This is a genomic window from Microbispora sp. CA-102843 (assembly GCF_050936215.1).
Classification (GTDB): domain Bacteria; phylum Actinomycetota; class Actinomycetes; order Streptosporangiales; family Streptosporangiaceae; genus Microbispora.
The window spans coordinates 6,590,344-6,605,304 of record NZ_JBNJNF010000001.1 but is presented as its reverse complement, the minus strand read 5'-3'; the positions used below and the strand labels follow the sequence as shown (position 1 = coordinate 6,605,304).

13 protein-coding genes are annotated in these 14,961 nt (G+C 72.8%); all 13 read left to right on the top strand.

Annotation, left to right across the window (positions count from 1 at the left end; all coding sequences use genetic code 11):
• The first annotated feature begins 18 nt into the window (after positions 1 to 18).
• The 13 genes from ACQEVJ_RS30595 (at position 19) to ACQEVJ_RS30535 (ending at position 14,932) form a co-directional block, all read left to right on the top strand.
• Positions 19 to 1,386: a UDP-N-acetylmuramoyl-tripeptide--D-alanyl-D-alanine ligase gene (locus ACQEVJ_RS30595; protein WP_433107009.1), complete on the top strand. Its 1,368-nt coding sequence runs from the start codon at positions 19 to 21 to the stop codon at positions 1,384 to 1,386.
• A complete protein-coding gene (mraY, locus tag ACQEVJ_RS30590) occupies positions 1,383 to 2,459 on the top strand; it encodes a phospho-N-acetylmuramoyl-pentapeptide-transferase (RefSeq protein ID WP_433107007.1) in 1,077 nt (358 codons plus the stop codon). Before ACQEVJ_RS30595 ends, mraY begins: the two co-directional genes overlap by 4 nt.
• Positions 2,441 to 3,817, top strand: a complete 1,377-nt coding sequence (gene murD, locus ACQEVJ_RS30585; RefSeq protein ID WP_433107005.1) for a UDP-N-acetylmuramoyl-L-alanine--D-glutamate ligase — start codon at positions 2,441 to 2,443, stop codon at positions 3,815 to 3,817. Before mraY ends, murD begins: the two co-directional genes overlap by 19 nt.
• Positions 3,814 to 5,241, top strand: a complete 1,428-nt coding sequence (gene ftsW / locus ACQEVJ_RS30580) for a putative lipid II flippase FtsW (protein WP_433107003.1) — start codon at positions 3,814 to 3,816, stop codon at positions 5,239 to 5,241. Before murD ends, ftsW begins: the two co-directional genes overlap by 4 nt.
• Before the next feature lies 1 nt (position 5,242).
• Positions 5,243 to 6,322 carry an undecaprenyldiphospho-muramoylpentapeptide beta-N-acetylglucosaminyltransferase gene (gene murG / locus ACQEVJ_RS30575; RefSeq protein ID WP_433107001.1) on the top strand — a complete coding sequence of 360 codons (1,080 nt, stop codon included), beginning with the start codon at positions 5,243 to 5,245 and terminating at the stop codon, positions 6,320 to 6,322.
• Positions 6,319 to 7,743, top strand: a complete 1,425-nt coding sequence (gene murC, locus ACQEVJ_RS30570; protein WP_433106999.1) for a UDP-N-acetylmuramate--L-alanine ligase — start codon at positions 6,319 to 6,321, stop codon at positions 7,741 to 7,743. Before murG ends, murC begins: the two co-directional genes overlap by 4 nt.
• 31 nt (positions 7,744 to 7,774) lie before the next feature.
• Positions 7,775 to 8,446, top strand: coding sequence for a cell division protein FtsQ/DivIB (locus ACQEVJ_RS30565; RefSeq protein WP_433106997.1), 672 nt, complete (start codon positions 7,775 to 7,777; stop codon positions 8,444 to 8,446).
• 247 nt (positions 8,447 to 8,693) lie between these two features.
• Entirely contained in the window at positions 8,694 to 10,154 is a 1,461-nt protein-coding gene (gene ftsZ / locus ACQEVJ_RS30560; RefSeq protein ID WP_433106995.1) for a cell division protein FtsZ, read from the top strand.
• A 48-nt stretch (positions 10,155 to 10,202) separates the two neighbouring features.
• Positions 10,203 to 10,916 carry a YggS family pyridoxal phosphate-dependent enzyme gene (locus ACQEVJ_RS30555; RefSeq protein WP_433106993.1) on the top strand — a complete coding sequence of 238 codons (714 nt, stop codon included), beginning with the start codon at positions 10,203 to 10,205 and terminating at the stop codon, positions 10,914 to 10,916.
• A 134-nt stretch (positions 10,917 to 11,050) separates the two neighbouring features.
• The gene (locus tag ACQEVJ_RS30550; RefSeq protein ID WP_079318306.1) at positions 11,051 to 11,578 is read left to right on the top strand and encodes a cell division protein SepF; all 528 of its coding nucleotides are present in this window, start codon (positions 11,051 to 11,053) and stop codon (positions 11,576 to 11,578) included.
• Between the two features lie 104 nt (positions 11,579 to 11,682).
• A complete protein-coding gene (locus ACQEVJ_RS30545) occupies positions 11,683 to 11,949 on the top strand; it encodes a YggT family protein (RefSeq protein WP_205829672.1) in 267 nt (88 codons plus the stop codon).
• Between the two features lie 49 nt (positions 11,950 to 11,998).
• Complete coding sequence (locus ACQEVJ_RS30540; RefSeq protein ID WP_433106991.1) at positions 11,999 to 12,859, top strand: DivIVA domain-containing protein; 861 nt, start codon at positions 11,999 to 12,001, stop codon at positions 12,857 to 12,859.
• 45 nt (positions 12,860 to 12,904) lie between these two features.
• A complete protein-coding gene (locus ACQEVJ_RS30535) occupies positions 12,905 to 14,932 on the top strand; it encodes a hypothetical protein (RefSeq protein WP_433106989.1) in 2,028 nt (675 codons plus the stop codon).
• Positions 14,933 to 14,961: the final 29 nt, after the last annotated feature.

Here is a 14,961-nt window from a genome sequence, read left to right as displayed (position 1 = left end):
GAGAGCAGGAAAGACACCATGATCCCGTTGCCGCTGGCCCGGGTCGCCGAGATCACGTCCGGAACGCTGAACGGGGCGGCCGACCCGGCAGCCGTGGTCCGGGGCCCCGTCGTGATCGATTCACGGGCGGCCGGACCGGGCTCGCTGTTCGTGGCGATCAAGGGTGAGCGGGCCGACGGGCACGACTTCGCCCGGCAGGCCCGCGACGCCGGCGCCGTCGCCGTCCTCGCCACCCGGCCCGTCGATGCTCCGGCTGTGATCGTGGGTGATCCGCTCGCGGCCCTGGCCTCGCTGGCCACCGCCGTGCTGTCGGAGCTGCCCGGCACGGCCGTGGTCGGCGTGACCGGATCCGCGGGCAAGACCACGACCAAGGACCTGCTGGCCGGTCTCGCCGCCCGGCTCGGCCCCACGGTCGCCCCCGTCGGCTCGTACAACAACGAGATCGGCCACCCGCTGACCGTGCTCAAGGCCGACGAGGCCACCCGGTTCCTGGTCCTTGAGCTGAGCGCGCGCAGCATCGGCCACATCGCCTACCTCGCGAGGATCGCCCCGCCCCGCATCGGCGTCGTGCTCAACGTCGGCACCGCGCACCTCGGGGAGTTCGGCGGCAAGGAGGCGATCGCGCAGGCCAAGGGCGAGCTCGTCGAGGCGCTGCCCGCCGACGGGGTCGCCGTGCTCAACGCCGACGACCCGCTGGTGCGCGCGATGGCCGGCCGTACGAGTGCGCGGGTCACCTACTTCGGGCGCTCGCCGGAGGCGCACGTGCGGGCGGAGGACGAGACGGTCGACGCGACCGGCCGCGCCTCGTTCACGCTGCGCACGCCGTCCGGCGCCGCCCCGGTCCGGCTGCGCCTGTACGGCACGCACACGGTGGAGAACGCCCTCGCCGCGGCGGCGGCCTCGCACGAGCTGGGGCTGCCGGTGGCCGCCATCGCCGAGGAGCTGTCGGCGGCCGAGCCGCGCAGCCGCTGGCGGATGGAGGTCACCGAGCGGCCCGACGGCGTGACCGTGATCAACGACGCCTACAACGCCAACCCCGACTCCATGCGGGCCGCCTTCGGCAGCCTGGCGGTGATGGGGGAGGGGCGGCGGCGGTTCGCGGTGATCGCCGCGCTGCGCGAACTGGGCGAGGACGGCCCGGCGCTGAACGAGGACCTCGGGCGGCTGGCCGCGGGCGCGGGCCTGGAGGCGGTCGTCGTCGTGGGGGAGGACGCCGGGCCGGTGCTCCGGGGCGCGCCCGGCGCGATCCACGTCCCGGACGCCGCGGCGGCGGCGCGGGAGTTGTCGGACCGGCTCGCGCCGGGCGACGTGGTGCTGGTGAAAGGGCCGCGTGCGGCCGGACTCGAGCGGGTCGCCGACGCGATCCTCGGAGGTGACGCCCGATGAGGAACATCCTCATCGCGGGGGCGATCTCGCTGATTCTGTCCATGGTCGGCACGCCGCTGGCCATCCGCCTGTTCGCCCGCAGGGGCTACGGCCAGAACATCCGGGAGGAGGGCCCGTCGGGACACTACGACAAGAAGGGCACTCCCACGATGGGCGGCACGGTGATCGTCATCGCGTCGCTGATCGGCTATTTCGTGGCCCACGGGGTGACCGTCTTCTCGGCGGTCAGCGACCCCCCGACGGCCTCGGGACTGCTGGTGCTGTTCCTGATGACGGGCCTCGGCGCGGTCGGCTTCCTCGACGACTTCATCAAGATCTACAAGCAGCGGAGCCTCGGCCTGCGCAGCGGCGCCAAGGCGGGCGGGCAGCTCGTCATCGGCGCGATCTTCGCGGTGCTCGTCCTGCGGTTCCCCAACGCCTACGCCGTGACCCCCGCGGAGACGCGGGTGTCGTTCCTGCGGGACATCGGACCGTCGATCGGGCTGATCGGGTTCATGATCTGGGTCGTGTTCTTCATCGTGGGCTTCTCTAACGCGGTGAACCTGACCGACGGTCTCGACGGCCTGGCCTCCGGCGCCACCTGCCTGGTCCTCGCGGCGTACGTGCTGATCGGCAACTGGCAGCTGCGCAACAGCTGCACGACGGTCGGCTTCGGCCCCAACTGCTACTGGGTGCGAGATCCACTCGACCTGGCGGTGGTCGCTGCGGCGGTGCTGGGCGCCTGTCTGGGCTTCCTGTGGTGGAACGCCCCGCCCGCCAAGATCTTCATGGGTGACACCGGCTCGCTCGCCCTCGGCGGCGTGATCGCCGGCCTGGCCTTCACCACCCGGACCCAGCTCCTGCTCGTCATCCTGGGCGGCCTGTTCGCGATCATCACGATGTCGGTGATCATCCAGGTCGGATCCTTCAAGCTGACCCGCAGACGCGTGTTCCGGATGGCACCCCTCCAGCACCACTTCGAGCTGTCGGGCTGGGCCGAGACGACGATCGTGGTGCGCTTCTGGCTGATCGCCGCGTTGTGCGTCGCCGCCGGTCTCGGACTGTTCTACCTCGAATGGATGCCGAAACAGTGAACGTCGTCGTCGCCGGCCTCGGCGTGTCGGGCGCCGCCGCGGCGCGGGCCCTGGCGGCGCGCGGCAAGCGCGTGACCGTGCTGGAGGCCGCGGACGGCGAGCGGCAGCGCGCGTCGGCCGCCGAGCTCGCCGAGCTGGGCGTGGAGGTGCGCTTCGGCGAGCCGGCCCTGCCCGCCGGGACCTCGCTCCTGGTCACCTCGCCGGGCTGGCGTCCTGCCCACCCGCTGCTCGTCGCCGCCGCGGACGCGGGCGTCGAGGTCATCGGGGAGGTCGAGCTGGCCTGGCGGCTGCGGGCGGAGTCCGCGGCCCCCTGGCTGGCGCTGACCGGCACCAACGGCAAGACCACCGCCGTCCGCATGCTCGCATCCATGCTGTCCGCCGCCGGGCACAAGGCCCTGGCCGTGGGCAACGTCGGCGTCCCGATCGTGGAGGCCGTGGACGGGCCCTACGACGTGCTGGCCGTGGAGCTGTCGAGCTTCCAGCTCCACTGGTCCTCGACCCTGGCCCCGCTCGGGGCGGCCGTGCTCAACGTGGCACCCGACCACATCGACTGGCACGGCTCGATGGAGGAGTACGCCGCGGCCAAGGCGCGCGTCTTCGCGGGAGCGGGGACGGTGGTCTACAACGCCGACGACGCCTGGTCGTCCCGCCTGGCCGAGCCGTACGCCTCGCGGGTGGGCTTCACGCTCGCCGTGCCCCGGCCCGGGCAGTTGGGGGTCGTGGAGGACCTGCTGGTCGACCGGGCCTTCGTGGCCGACCCGGCGACCTCGGCTGAGGAGCTGGCCTGCCTCGCCGACGTGCGGCCGTTCGCGCCGCACAACGTCGCCAACGCGCTCGCCGCCGCTGCGCTGGCCCGTGCCTACGGCGTGCCGCCCGAGGCCGTACGGCGCGGCCTGCGGGAGTTCACGCCCGACCCGCACCGGATCGCGCACGTGGCCCGGGTCGGCGAGGTCGACTACGTGGACGACTCCAAGGCCACCAACCCGCACGCGGCCGCCGCGTCGCTGGCCGCCTACGAGTCGATCGTGTGGATCGCGGGCGGTCAGCTCAAGGGCGCCGAGGTCGACGACCTCGTACGGCAGGCCGCGCCCCGGCTGCGCGGCGCGGTGCTGCTGGGGACCGACAGGGACGTGATCCACAGCGCATTGGCGCGACACGCCGCGAATGTCCCCGTCGTGGACGTGCCCGGGCAAGACACTGGGGTCATGGACCGTGTCGTCGCCGAAGCCGCCCGGCTCGCCACCCCGGGTGACACCGTGCTGCTCGCCCCCGCAGGGGCGTCACTGGACATGTTCGCCGGATACGGAGCGCGTGGGGAGGCCTTCGCCCGAGCCGTGCGGCGGCTGGCGGCCCGGTGACGGGCCCGGCGACCGGCCCCGCCGCCGGTGCCGCGACCGCGCGGAAGGCGGAGCGTCAGGGGCCCGAGCCCGTCGGCTGGGCAGGCGCCCAGCTCGCCGCCGTGCGCGAGCTGCTCGCCCGCCCGCTGACCTCCTACCACCTGGTGCTCGGCTGCAGCGCGCTGCTGCTGGCGCTCGGGCTGATGATGGTGCTGTCGGCGTCGAGCATCGAGGCGCTGCAGCGGACCGGCGACCCGTTCTACTGGTTCCTCAAGCAGGTCACGTCGGTGGCGATCGGGCTCCCCCTGATGTGGGTCTGCTCCCGGTTGCCGCAGCGGTTTTTCCGCCTGGCCGGCTATCCGCTGATGGGCCTGTCGATCCTCGGCCTGCTGATGGTCATCTTCCTCGGCCAGGAGCTGCTGGGAGCCCAGCGGTGGATCGTCATCGGCCCGTTCTCGGTCCAGCCGTCGGAGCCGGCGAAGCTGGCCCTGGTGCTGTGGGGCGCCGACCTGCTCGCGACGCGGGCGCGCGTCGGCCGCATCGAGTGGCGTCAGCTGCTGATCCCGCTGATGCCCGGCGTGGCCCTGCTGGCCGTCCTGGTCATGCTCGGGCGCGACCTCGGCACGACGCTCGTGCTCATGATGATCTTCCTGGCGCTGCTGTGGGTGGTCGGCGCGCCGGTGCGGCTGTTCGGCGGGATCCTCGCGCTGCTCGCGCTGGCGACCGCCACTATGATCATCGTCGAGCCGTACCGGCTCGGCCGCCTCACCGGCTTCATGCACGTGTGGGAGACCGCGCAGGACGAGGGGTTCCAGTCCGCCCAGGGGCTGATGGCGATCGGTTCCGGCGGCTGGTTCGGCCTCGGGCTCGGCGCCGGCCGGCAGAAGTGGAACTACGTTCCGCACGCGGAGAGCGACTTCATCTTCTCCATCCTGGGCGAGGAGCTCGGGCTGATGGGGACGCTCGTGGTGGTCGCGCTGTTCGGTCTGCTCGGGTACGCCGGGCTGCGTATCGCCATCCGGACGAATGACCCCTTCATCCGGCTGTCGGCCGCCGCCGTCACCGCCTGGATCGCCGGGCAGGCCGTCGTCAACATCGGCGCGGTCATCGGGGTCTTCCCGGTCACCGGCATCCCGCTGCCCCTGGTGTCGTACGGCGGATCGGCGTTGCTGCCGACGCTCGCCGCGCTCGGGATGCTGCTGTCGTTCGCCAAGCAGGAGCCCGGCGCGGCCGAGGCGCTGGCGACCCGTGGCCCGGGACCGGTCGCGCGGGCTCTAAGCTGGCTTGGCCTGAACGGCCGCGCCGGGCGGCGGCCCGCGGCCTCGCGGGCACCGGCCCGGCAGCAGGCCGCACGAAACGGAACGACGGGGGAACGGACGCGGAAACATCCGCGAGAAGAACCGCGAGAACATCCGCGAGAACATCCGCGAGAACACAGGGAGTGACATGAGGGTGGTCCTCGCCGGCGGCGGGACGGCCGGCCATATCGAGCCGGCGCTCGCGCTGGCCGACGCGCTTCGCCGGCTCGACCCGAGGATCGGCATCACCTGCCTCGGCACCGAGCGCGGCCTGGAGACCCGCCTGGTGCCCGCCCGGGGCTACGAGCTCGAACTCGTGCCTGCCGTGCCGCTGCCCCGCTCGCTCAGCCCTAAGCTCCTCACCGTGCCCGGCCGCCTCGCCGGGGCCATCGGCAGCTCCGCGGGCATCCTCGACAAGGTAGGCGCGGACGTCCTGGTCGGCTTCGGCGGGTACGTCGCCACGCCCGGCTACCTCGGCGCCCGGCGGCGCGGCGTGCCGATCGTGGTCCACGAGGCCAACCCGCGGCCCGGCCTGGCCAACCGGCTCGGCGCCCGTCTCACCGAGCACGTCTTCACCGGCCACCCGGACGCCGTGCTCCCGAACGCCGAGTACATCGGCATCCCGCTGCGCCGCGAGATCAGCATGATGGACCGCCTGTCGATGGGCGACAAGGCGCGGTCCTACTTCGGGCTGGAGTCCGACCGGGTGACGCTGCTCGTGTTCGGCGGCTCGCAGGGCGCCCGCTCGGTCAACCAGGCTGCGCTGGAGGCCGCGCCCTACCTGCGGGCGGCGGGAGTCCAGGTGCTGCACGTGATCGGGCCCAAGAACACCGTCGAGGTGGAGCCCCCGCCGGGCGACCCGCAGTACGTCATCCTGCCGTACGTCGACCGGATGGACCTCGCCTACGCCGCCGCGGACCTCGTGCTGTCCCGCGCGGGCGCCATGACCTGCGCCGAGCTCACCGCCGTGGGGCTGCCCGCGGCGTTCGTGCCGCTGCCGCACGGCAACGGCGAGCAGCGTCTCAACGCCGAGCCCATCGTGCGGGCCGGGGGCGGCCTGATGGTCGACGACGCGAACCTGTCGGCCGCCTGGATCGTCCAGACGCTGCTGCCGATCCTGAACGACCCCGAGCGCGTGGTCGCGATGTCCGAGGCCGCATCGCGGATGGGCCGCAAGGACGCCGACATGGCGCTCGCCCGCAAGGTGCTGGAGATCGCTCACCGATGAGTCTCGTCAAGCTCGTGGATCCCGTCCCGGCAGCCGACCTGGGGCGGGTGCACTTCATCGGCATCGGTGGCGCCGGGATGTCCGGCATCGCCCGGATCCTGCTCAAGCGGGGCGTGCCGGTGTCGGGCAGCGACGCGCGCCCCTCCGAGCTGCTGGCCGAGCTGCGCGAGCTGGGCGCCGTCATCCACGTCGGCCACGCCGGCTCTCACATCAAGGACGTGGACACGGTCGTGGTGTCCACCGCCATCCGTGACTCCAACCCCGAGCTGGGGGAGGCGCTGCGGCAGAACCTGCGGGTGATCCCGCGTGCCGCCGCGCTGGCCTCGGTCATGACCGGCCGCACCGGCATCGCCGTCGCCGGCACGCACGGCAAGACCACGACCACCTCGATGATGACCGTGGCGTTGCAGAAGTGCGGCGAGGACCCGTCGTACTGCGTCGGCGGGCAGCTCGTGACGACCGGGCTCGGCGCCGACGACGGCGCGGGCGAGGTGTTCGTGGCGGAGGCCGACGAGAGCGACGGCTCGTTCCTCATGCTCGCGCCGCGCATCGCCGTGGTGACCAACGTCGAGGCCGACCACCTCGACAACTATGGCGATCCCCAGGCTGTCTACGACAGTTTCGCCCGCTTCGTCGAGCGGATCGGGTCGCTGCTCGTGGTGTGCGCCGACGACCCGGGCGCCGCCGCCCTCGTGCCCATCGCGCGCGAGCGGGGCCTCGCCGTCGTCACGTACGGCGAGAGCGCCGGCGCCGACCTGCGCACGACCGACGTGGTGCCGCGCGGTCTCGGCGTGGAGTTCGCGGTGGAGCTCGGCCCCGCCGCGCCCGGGGGTCCGGGACGCGGCGAGGTGCGCCTCGCCGTGCCGGGCCGGCACAACGCGCTCAACGCCACCGCGGTGATCGCCGTGGCGCTCCACCTCGGCCTGCGCTTCGACGACGTCAAGGAGGGCCTGGCCGCCTTCACCGGGGCCAAGCGGCGGTTCGAGTCCAAGGGCGAGGCCGCGGGCGTGACGGTCTTCGACAGCTACGCCCACCACCCGACCGAGCTGACCGCGGACCTGCGTGCCGCCCGCGACGTCGTGACCGGCGACGGCCGGGTCATCGCGGTCTTCCAGCCGCACCTGTACTCGCGCACCCGGTTCTTCGCCGACGAGTTCGGCGCGGCGCTCGGCCTCGCCGACGAGGTGATCGTGCTGGACGTCTACGGCGCGCGCGAGGACCCCGAGCCCGGGGTCTCCGGCGCGCTCGTCGCGGGGAAGATCCCGCTTCCCGCCGAGCGGGTCGTCTACGCGCCCGACCGGCAGGCCGTGCCGGCGCTCGTCGCCGGCCGGGCCCGCACCGGGGACATCGTGCTGACGATGGGCGCGGGAGACGTGACGGAGCTCGGCCCGAAGATCGTCACGGAGCTGTCCGCCCAGTGACCCGGGCCGTGATCCGGAGCGTGGGGGAGCGGTGAGGCGGGCCGTCTGGCGTTCGGCCCTCGCCACCCTGCTGACCGGCGGGGTGGTGGGCGTCGCCACGTGGGTGGTGTTCTTCTCGCCCGTCCTCGGCGTGCGGGAGGTCGAGATCGCCGGCAACAGCCGGATCCCCGCCGAGCAGCTGCGGCAGGCCGCGGGGGTGCGTACCGGCACGCCGCTCGCCACCGTGGACCTCGCCGATGTCGAACGGCGGGTGCGGGCGATGCGCGCGGTCGAGTCGGCCACCGTCGACCGCGGCTGGCCGGGGACGCTGCGCATCAGCGTGGTCGAGCGCGTTCCCGCCGCAGCCGTGCCCATGGGCGTGACGACCGCGGTGATCGACCGGTACGGGGTCGTCCTGCAGCAGGTGACCGTGGCCCCGCCCCGGCTGCCGGTGCTGCGCGTCCAGCGGGCCGCCGTGGACGACCCCGCCACCAGGGCCGGGCTCACCGTGCTGCGGGCGCTGCCGGAGAGCGTCCTGCAGCGCCTGCGGGAGCTGCGCGTCCCCTCGCCCCGGTCGATCACGCTCAAACTCACGGACGGCCGCACGGTCGTGTGGGGGGACGCGGGGCGCTCGGCGCAGAAGGGACGTGTCCTGCTCGCCGCCCTCGCCAAGCCGGGAACCAGCTACGATGTCAGCTCGCCGCAGGTGGTGACGGTCAGGTGAGATATCTCACGGGCCGTGGACGCGTGATCCGGGACCGCCTTTCAGCAGGGCATCCTGCGAATAGGACAGCACGCGACACGCCGGACGGCCTTGCGGCGCGGTTAGTTGACCCTGGGGGACGCACAACCCTACTGTCCGTATCAATCCTCAGGTTGACATAACGCTAAACCTCAACTTGAGGTTGAGAGTTCAGAAGACGGCGGGCCCTGCCCGCATGAAACGCAAACGAGCGGAAAGGCCCCTCGTCGTGGCAGCACCGCAGAACTACCTCGCGGTCATCAAGGTCGTCGGCATCGGCGGCGGCGGAGTGAACGCCGTCAACCGGATGATCGAGGAGGGACTCAAGGGCGTCGAGTTCATCGCCATAAACACTGACGCCCAGGCGCTGCTGATGAGTGACGCCGACGTGAAGCTCGACGTGGGGCGCGAGCTCACCCGGGGCCTCGGCGCGGGCGCCAACCCGGAGGTGGGCCGCAAGGCCGCCGAGGACCACCGGGAGGAGATCGAGGAGGTCATCAAGGGCGCCGACATGGTCTTCGTGACCGCGGGCGAGGGCGGCGGCACCGGGACCGGCGGCGCGCCGGTCGTGGCCAGCATCGCCCGCTCGCTCGGCGCGCTCACGATAGGAGTGGTCACCCGGCCCTTCAGCTTCGAGGGCAAGCGCCGGGCCATGCAGGCCGAGGCCGGCATCGAGACCCTCCGCGAGGAGGTCGACACGCTGATCGTCATCCCGAACGACCGGCTGCTGTCGATCTCCGATCGCCAGGTGAGCGTGCTCGACGCGTTCAAGGCCGCCGACCAGGTGCTGCTGTCCGGTGTGCAGGGCATCACCGACCTCATCACCACGCCCGGTCTGATCAACCTGGACTTCGCCGACGTGAAGTCGGTCATGTCCGGCGCGGGCTCGGCCCTCATGGGCATCGGCCACGCCAGGGGCGACGACCGGTCGGTCGCCGCCGCCGAGATGGCGGTCTCCAGCCCGCTGCTGGAGGCGAGCATCGACGGCGCCCACGGCGTGCTGCTGTCCATCGCGGGCGGCTCCGACCTGGGCCTGTTCGAGATCAACGAGGCGGCCCAGCTCGTCAGCAACGCCGCCGCGCCCGACGCCAACATCATCTTCGGCACGGTCATCGACGACGCGCTCGGCGACGAGGTGCGGGTGACGGTCATCGCGGCCGGGTTCGACGAGCCCGAATCGGCCACGCCGGTGGCCGCACCGCTGTCGCGGCCCCAGCAGGCGGCCCGTCCGGCGGCGGCCGCGCCCGCGGCCCGCCCCGCGCCCGCCCCGGCCAAGCCGGAGCCCGCGCAGCCGCCCGTGCGCCCGGTGAGCAGCGTGGCGCAGCCCGCCCCGGCTCCCGCGCCGGTGCAGCCCGCGACTCCGCCGGTGACCCAGCTTCCGGTGAACGCGCTTCCGGCGAACCCTGTGCCGCCGCCGGCCCAGCCCGCGAGCCAGCCGGTCCAGCAGGCGACGTCGCAGGCCGCGTCCGCGCCGCAGGCCCACCAGGCCGAGGCGGTCACGCCGTTCCCGCGCGACACCGGGGCCGACGGCGGGCGGGACCAGGGCGCGACCGGGCCGCTGTCGATCCCGCGTCCCACTCCCGAGCCGCCGACCCCGATCACCTCCAGGACCACGCAGCCGGCTCCCCGGCGTCCGGTGGTGTTCGAGGAGCAGGAGGAGGAGCTCGACGTGCCGGACTTCCTCAAGTGACGCTGCCTCACGTGACACCGCGCGTCCGTACGGCTGGGGGCGCGGTCCGTGGGTGACCGGCGCGAGGAGCTGGCCGCGGCGCTGGCCGAGGTGGAGCGGGGTGTCGAGGACGCCTGCCGGGCCGCGGGCCGGTCGCGGTCGGAGATCACCCTCATCGCGGTGACGAAGACCTACCCGGCCTCCGACGTGCGGCTGCTCGCGGAGCTGGGCGTGTCGCACGTCGGCGAGAACCGCGACCAGGAGGCGGCGGCCAAGGCGGCCGACTGCGCCGGTCTCGGCCTGACGTGGCACTTCATCGGCCAGTTACAGACGAACAAGGTCCGGTCGGTCGTCTCCTACGCCCACATGGTCCACTCGGTGGACCGCCCCCGCCTGGTGGACGCGCTCAGCCGCGAGGCCGTACGCGCCGGGCGCGAGGTGGACTGTCTCATCCAGGTCGCCCTCGACGCCGCACCGGGCGAGAGCGGGGCCGGACGGGGCGGCGTCGCGCCGCAGGAGGTGCCGGCGCTCGCGGGGCTCGTCGCGAAGGCGGAGGGGCTGCGCCTGCGGGGCGTCATGGCGGTCGCCCCGCTGGGGGAGGACCCGGCCGCCGCGTTCGCCCGGCTGCGGGCCGTCGCCGAGCGGGTCAGAGAGGAACACCCCACGGCCGACGTGATATCGGCCGGGATGAGTGGAGACATCCCCCAGGCTGTGGCGAACGGCGCGACACACCTGCGAGTCGGTACGGCGTTGCTCGGCCGCAGAAAGCCCTTCGTCAGGTAATGTCCCCCGAGTGGACCATGGTGTCCGCGCTCAGGTAGAGGTCGATCAGCGGTGAGCTCCAAGGGGGGTACGGCTACCGCCCTGGCCTTCCGAAGGGACCTTGAAGGCACCAGTAACGCGGAGGACGACGAGCGATGGCCGGCGCGATGCGCAAGATGGCGGTCTACCTCGGTCTCGTGGAGGACGACCGCTACGAAGACAGGTACGCGGCAGAGTACGGCACCGACGAGGAGTACGGCGACGAGGAGTACGAGTCGCCGCGGCGCGGCTTCGCCGGGCCCTCGGGTACGCACTCCGGGCCCCTGGAGCGCGAGGACGACACCGAGACGGCCGTCCCCGCGCCGCGTCCCCCCACGACCGTGCTGGAGCGCCGTACGACCGATCTGGCGCGCATCACCACCCTGCATCCCCGCACGTACAACGAGGCGCGGACGATCGGCGAGCACTTCCGCGAGGGCACGCCGGTCATCATGAATCTGACAGAGATGGTCGACAGCGACGCCAAGCGCCTTGTCGATTTCGCGGCAGGTCTCGTCTTTGGCCTACACGGCAGCATCGAACGTGTTACCAACAAGGTGTTCCTGTTGTCCCCCGCCAACGTTGAGGTGACCGCCGAGGACAAGGCCAGAATCGCGGAACGCGGCTTCTTCAACCAGAGCTAGAGTTCCATACATGAACAGAGACCGGCTGAGCGGTGCCCGTGCGGCCCGAGGGCGGCTGGACCGAGGGGAGGCGGGGCTCGACCGTGGGGATCATTAGCGAGATCTTGGTCATCGCCCTGACCCTCTTCCTGGTTCTGCTGATCGGCAGAATGATCATAGATACGGTGCAGGCGTTCGCCCGCGCCTGGCGACCCACCGGGGTCGTCCTGGTGCTGGCGGAGGTTGTTTACACAGTGACCGACCCGCCTCTCAAGTTCCTCCGCCGTTTCATTCCGCCCCTCAGGTTGGGTACGGTGGCCTTTGACCTGAGCTTCACAGTGCTGTTCATTGTGGTTTTGGTCTTGATCCAAGTCGTGAACGCGCTTCGTTGATCGGGTACCGTCCGACCGGACAGACTCCAAGCGCGCCAAGGAGACCCAAATGCCGTTGACGCCCGCCGATGTGCGGAACAAGCAGTTCAGTACCACCCGGCTGAGGCCGGGGTACGACGAGGAGGAGGTCGACGCGTTCCTCGACGAGGTCGAGGCCGAACTGGACCGCCTCATCCAGGAGAACGAGGAACTCCGCGCGAAGCTGGCCGAGTGCCTCAGGGGCAAGGTTCCCGGGGGCATGGGCATGCCCGGCTCCATGCAGATGGCGCCCGCTCCTGTGGCCGAGCCGAAGCCCGAGATGATGGTCCCCCAGCCGGAGCCGATCAAGCCTCCGGAGCCGGCCCGCCCCGAGCCGGTGCCCGTCGGCATGGGCCTGCCGCCCGCCGAGGACAACATGGACACCGCGGCCCGCGTGCTCGCCCTCGCCCAGCAGACGGCCGACCAGGCGATCGCCGACGCCCGTCGCGAGGCGGACGAGACCGTGACCCGCGCCCGGCGTGAGGCCGACGACATCCTCGGCAAGGCCCGCCGCCAGGCCGAGCAGATCATCGGTGACGCCCGCGCCCGCGCCGAGACGCTGGAGCGCGACGCCCAGGAGCGGCACCGCCAGGCCATGGGCACCCTCGTGCAGACCCGCGACGAGCTGGAGCGTAAGGTCGAGGAGCTGCGCAGCTTCGAGCGTGAGTACCGCAGCCGTCTCAAGCTGTACCTGGAGAACCAGCTCGCCGAGCTGAACGTCGCGGGTGAGGGCAGCGGAGGCTTCCCGATCGTGGCCCCCCCGGCCATGGCCCACGCCGTCGCCCCCGCCCCCCAGCAGATGACCGCCGCCCCCAACCCGTTCGGCCAGGAGCCCTCGCAGCACTCCGGCGCCTTCCCCGGACCCGACGGCCCCCACAACGACCGCCGGTAAGCAGTGGCGGGTCCCACAGGGACCCGATAGCTCGGAGAACCCCCCGTGATCCTCATCAGTGCCGCATTGGTCCTCGCCGCAATCGTCCTGCTCATCGCGGGCGTCGTGCTGGGGACGCCACCTCTCGTGATGTGGTCGATCGTCGTCAGCGTGCTGTCGGCGGTCTGCCTGCTGATCGGGGCACTGCTGAGGCGCCACGAGCTGTTCCCTGCCGGTGGGCGTGCCGCCGAGGGAACCGCTCCCACCCCCCAGGGTTCGTCCGTGCCCCAGCTCGCGCACGTCGGTGCCGTGAGCGGGGCGTACGGCGGAGCCCTCGCCGGGGCACCGGCGCATCCGGTGGCGACGCCGATGGTGGCGGCACCGCCGGTCACACATCACGGGGCATTGCCCCCGCAGACTTTCCCGCCTCCGCCGCTCCAGCGGACGGCGCCGATCACGCGGCCGCCGGCCGGTTCCGGCCGTGGCCTGGCCCCCGACGCGATCGTCCTCGTGATCCCCGGGCGCAAGCGCTTCCATCTGGCCACCTGCCGCCAGCTCGCCGGGCGCGAGACCGAGGAGCTCACGCACGAGGAGGCCCGCGAGGAGGGCTTCACCCCCTGCACCACCTGTCTCCCCGAGACCTCCGCCCGTATGGGGGAGCCGGAAGAGGCCCCACTCCGCGACGAGAGCCTGCGCGCGGAAGCCGCTCCCACGATCACCACGCCTTCGGCCGGGACCTCCGGCACGACCGGCCAGGAAGCACCCCGTCCCACGCCCGCTGATCGCGAGCCGCCCGTCGCGCGGTTCCCTCAGCCCGGCGTCCCGGGGCCGCGCCTGCCCGAGTCGTCCGGCCCGTCCACGCCGTCCGGTGGCAAGCCGTCCGATGACGAAGCGCGCGAAGAGCCCGGCGAGACGGCGGAAAAGGCGTCCGGAGAGGCCGCCGAGACGGACGAGCAGGACGGTTCCGCGGGTGACACGGCCCCCGCGGCCGAGGCCGGGACCGAGGGCGACGGGCACACACCGGTGAATTGGTTCGGCCAGGGCGCGTCGCCGGAGTCCGGCGCCGACCCAACGGCGCAGCCGCCCGCCGCCTCGACGCCGCCGTCATCGCCTTCCGGGTCGTCCTCCTCCGCGTCATCCGGGTCGTCGTCCGGATCCTCCGCTTCGTCCTGGCCTTCTGCCACGTCATGGTCCGCACCGGCCTGGTCTCCGCCGGCGGCAGGATCGGCGTCGGGCCGGGCGGACGACGAGACGGACGAGTCGATGACCGACACCGCGGAGCACGACTGGTTCAGGCCCGGCGGGGCCTCCCGGCCGTGGGACCCCGCGCGGTCCAAGGCCGCCGCCGGGGAGGCGGAGAAGGAAACCCCGTCGTCAGGGGACGGCGAGTCCGGTGGAACCGCGGCTGAGGACAAGGCGCCCGGTGCGGCTGCGCCCTCGCCGCGGCAGGCCTCCTCTTCCCGCGCGGACGACGAGCAGGCCCGTGACGACCAGAGCGACTCCGGCGACGCGGACGCGCAAGCGGCGTCCCGTCCGGAGGACGCCCCCACACCCCCGCGTGTGGGGGCCGGAAAGCCGGTGGAGCCGGCAGAGACCCCCGGATCCGGGCGCGCCGGATCCGCGGCCTCGGCCGGCTCCACCTCCGGCCCGGCAGCCGCCGCCGAGAGCACCACTGAGAAGAGCACCGGGAAGAGCACGGGGACGGGCACCGGGACGAGCGCCGGGACGAGCGCTGAGAAGACCGGCCCCGCCCGCGAGGAGGACGGCGCCCGCAAGGGCGACGGCTCGGCCGCAGCGGCCCGCGCCGAAAGGGCGGCCACGCCCGGTCCCGATGGCGCGGGCAAGGGCGGCGAGACCGGGGAGAACCGCGGTGAGTCCGGGAGCGGGACCGGAGAGGACCGCAGCACCTCCGACGCGGTGGAGCCGTCCACGGGCGGGGACACGCGGGTGCGGGTCATGGTCGGCACACGGCGCTACCACGCGGCCGACTGCCCCCTGATCAACGGGATGGGCGACTCGGGCATCGAGACCATGACACGGGCCGAGGCCGACGAGGCGGGCCTCACCCCCTGCTCGGTCTGCCAGAACGGCTGAGAGGCGGCATAGGCCCCCGCACCAGGCCG

Excerpts from the sequence above, each read along its gene's own strand:
- ACQEVJ_RS30595 (WP_433107009.1), top strand. The coding sequence starts at position 19 with ATGATCCCGTTGCCGCTGGCCCGGGTCGCCGAGATCACGTCCGGAACG.
- mraY (WP_433107007.1), top strand. The coding sequence starts at position 1,383 with ATGAGGAACATCCTCATCGCGGGGGCGATCTCGCTGATTCTGTCCATG.
- murD (WP_433107005.1), top strand. The coding sequence starts at position 2,441 with ATGGATGCCGAAACAGTGAACGTCGTCGTCGCCGGCCTCGGCGTGTCG.
- murG (WP_433107001.1), top strand. The coding sequence starts at position 5,243 with ATGAGGGTGGTCCTCGCCGGCGGCGGGACGGCCGGCCATATCGAGCCG.
- murC (WP_433106999.1), top strand. The coding sequence starts at position 6,319 with ATGAGTCTCGTCAAGCTCGTGGATCCCGTCCCGGCAGCCGACCTGGGG.
- ACQEVJ_RS30550 (WP_079318306.1), top strand. The coding sequence starts at position 11,051 with ATGGCCGGCGCGATGCGCAAGATGGCGGTCTACCTCGGTCTCGTGGAG.
- ACQEVJ_RS30540 (WP_433106991.1), top strand. The coding sequence starts at position 11,999 with ATGCCGTTGACGCCCGCCGATGTGCGGAACAAGCAGTTCAGTACCACC.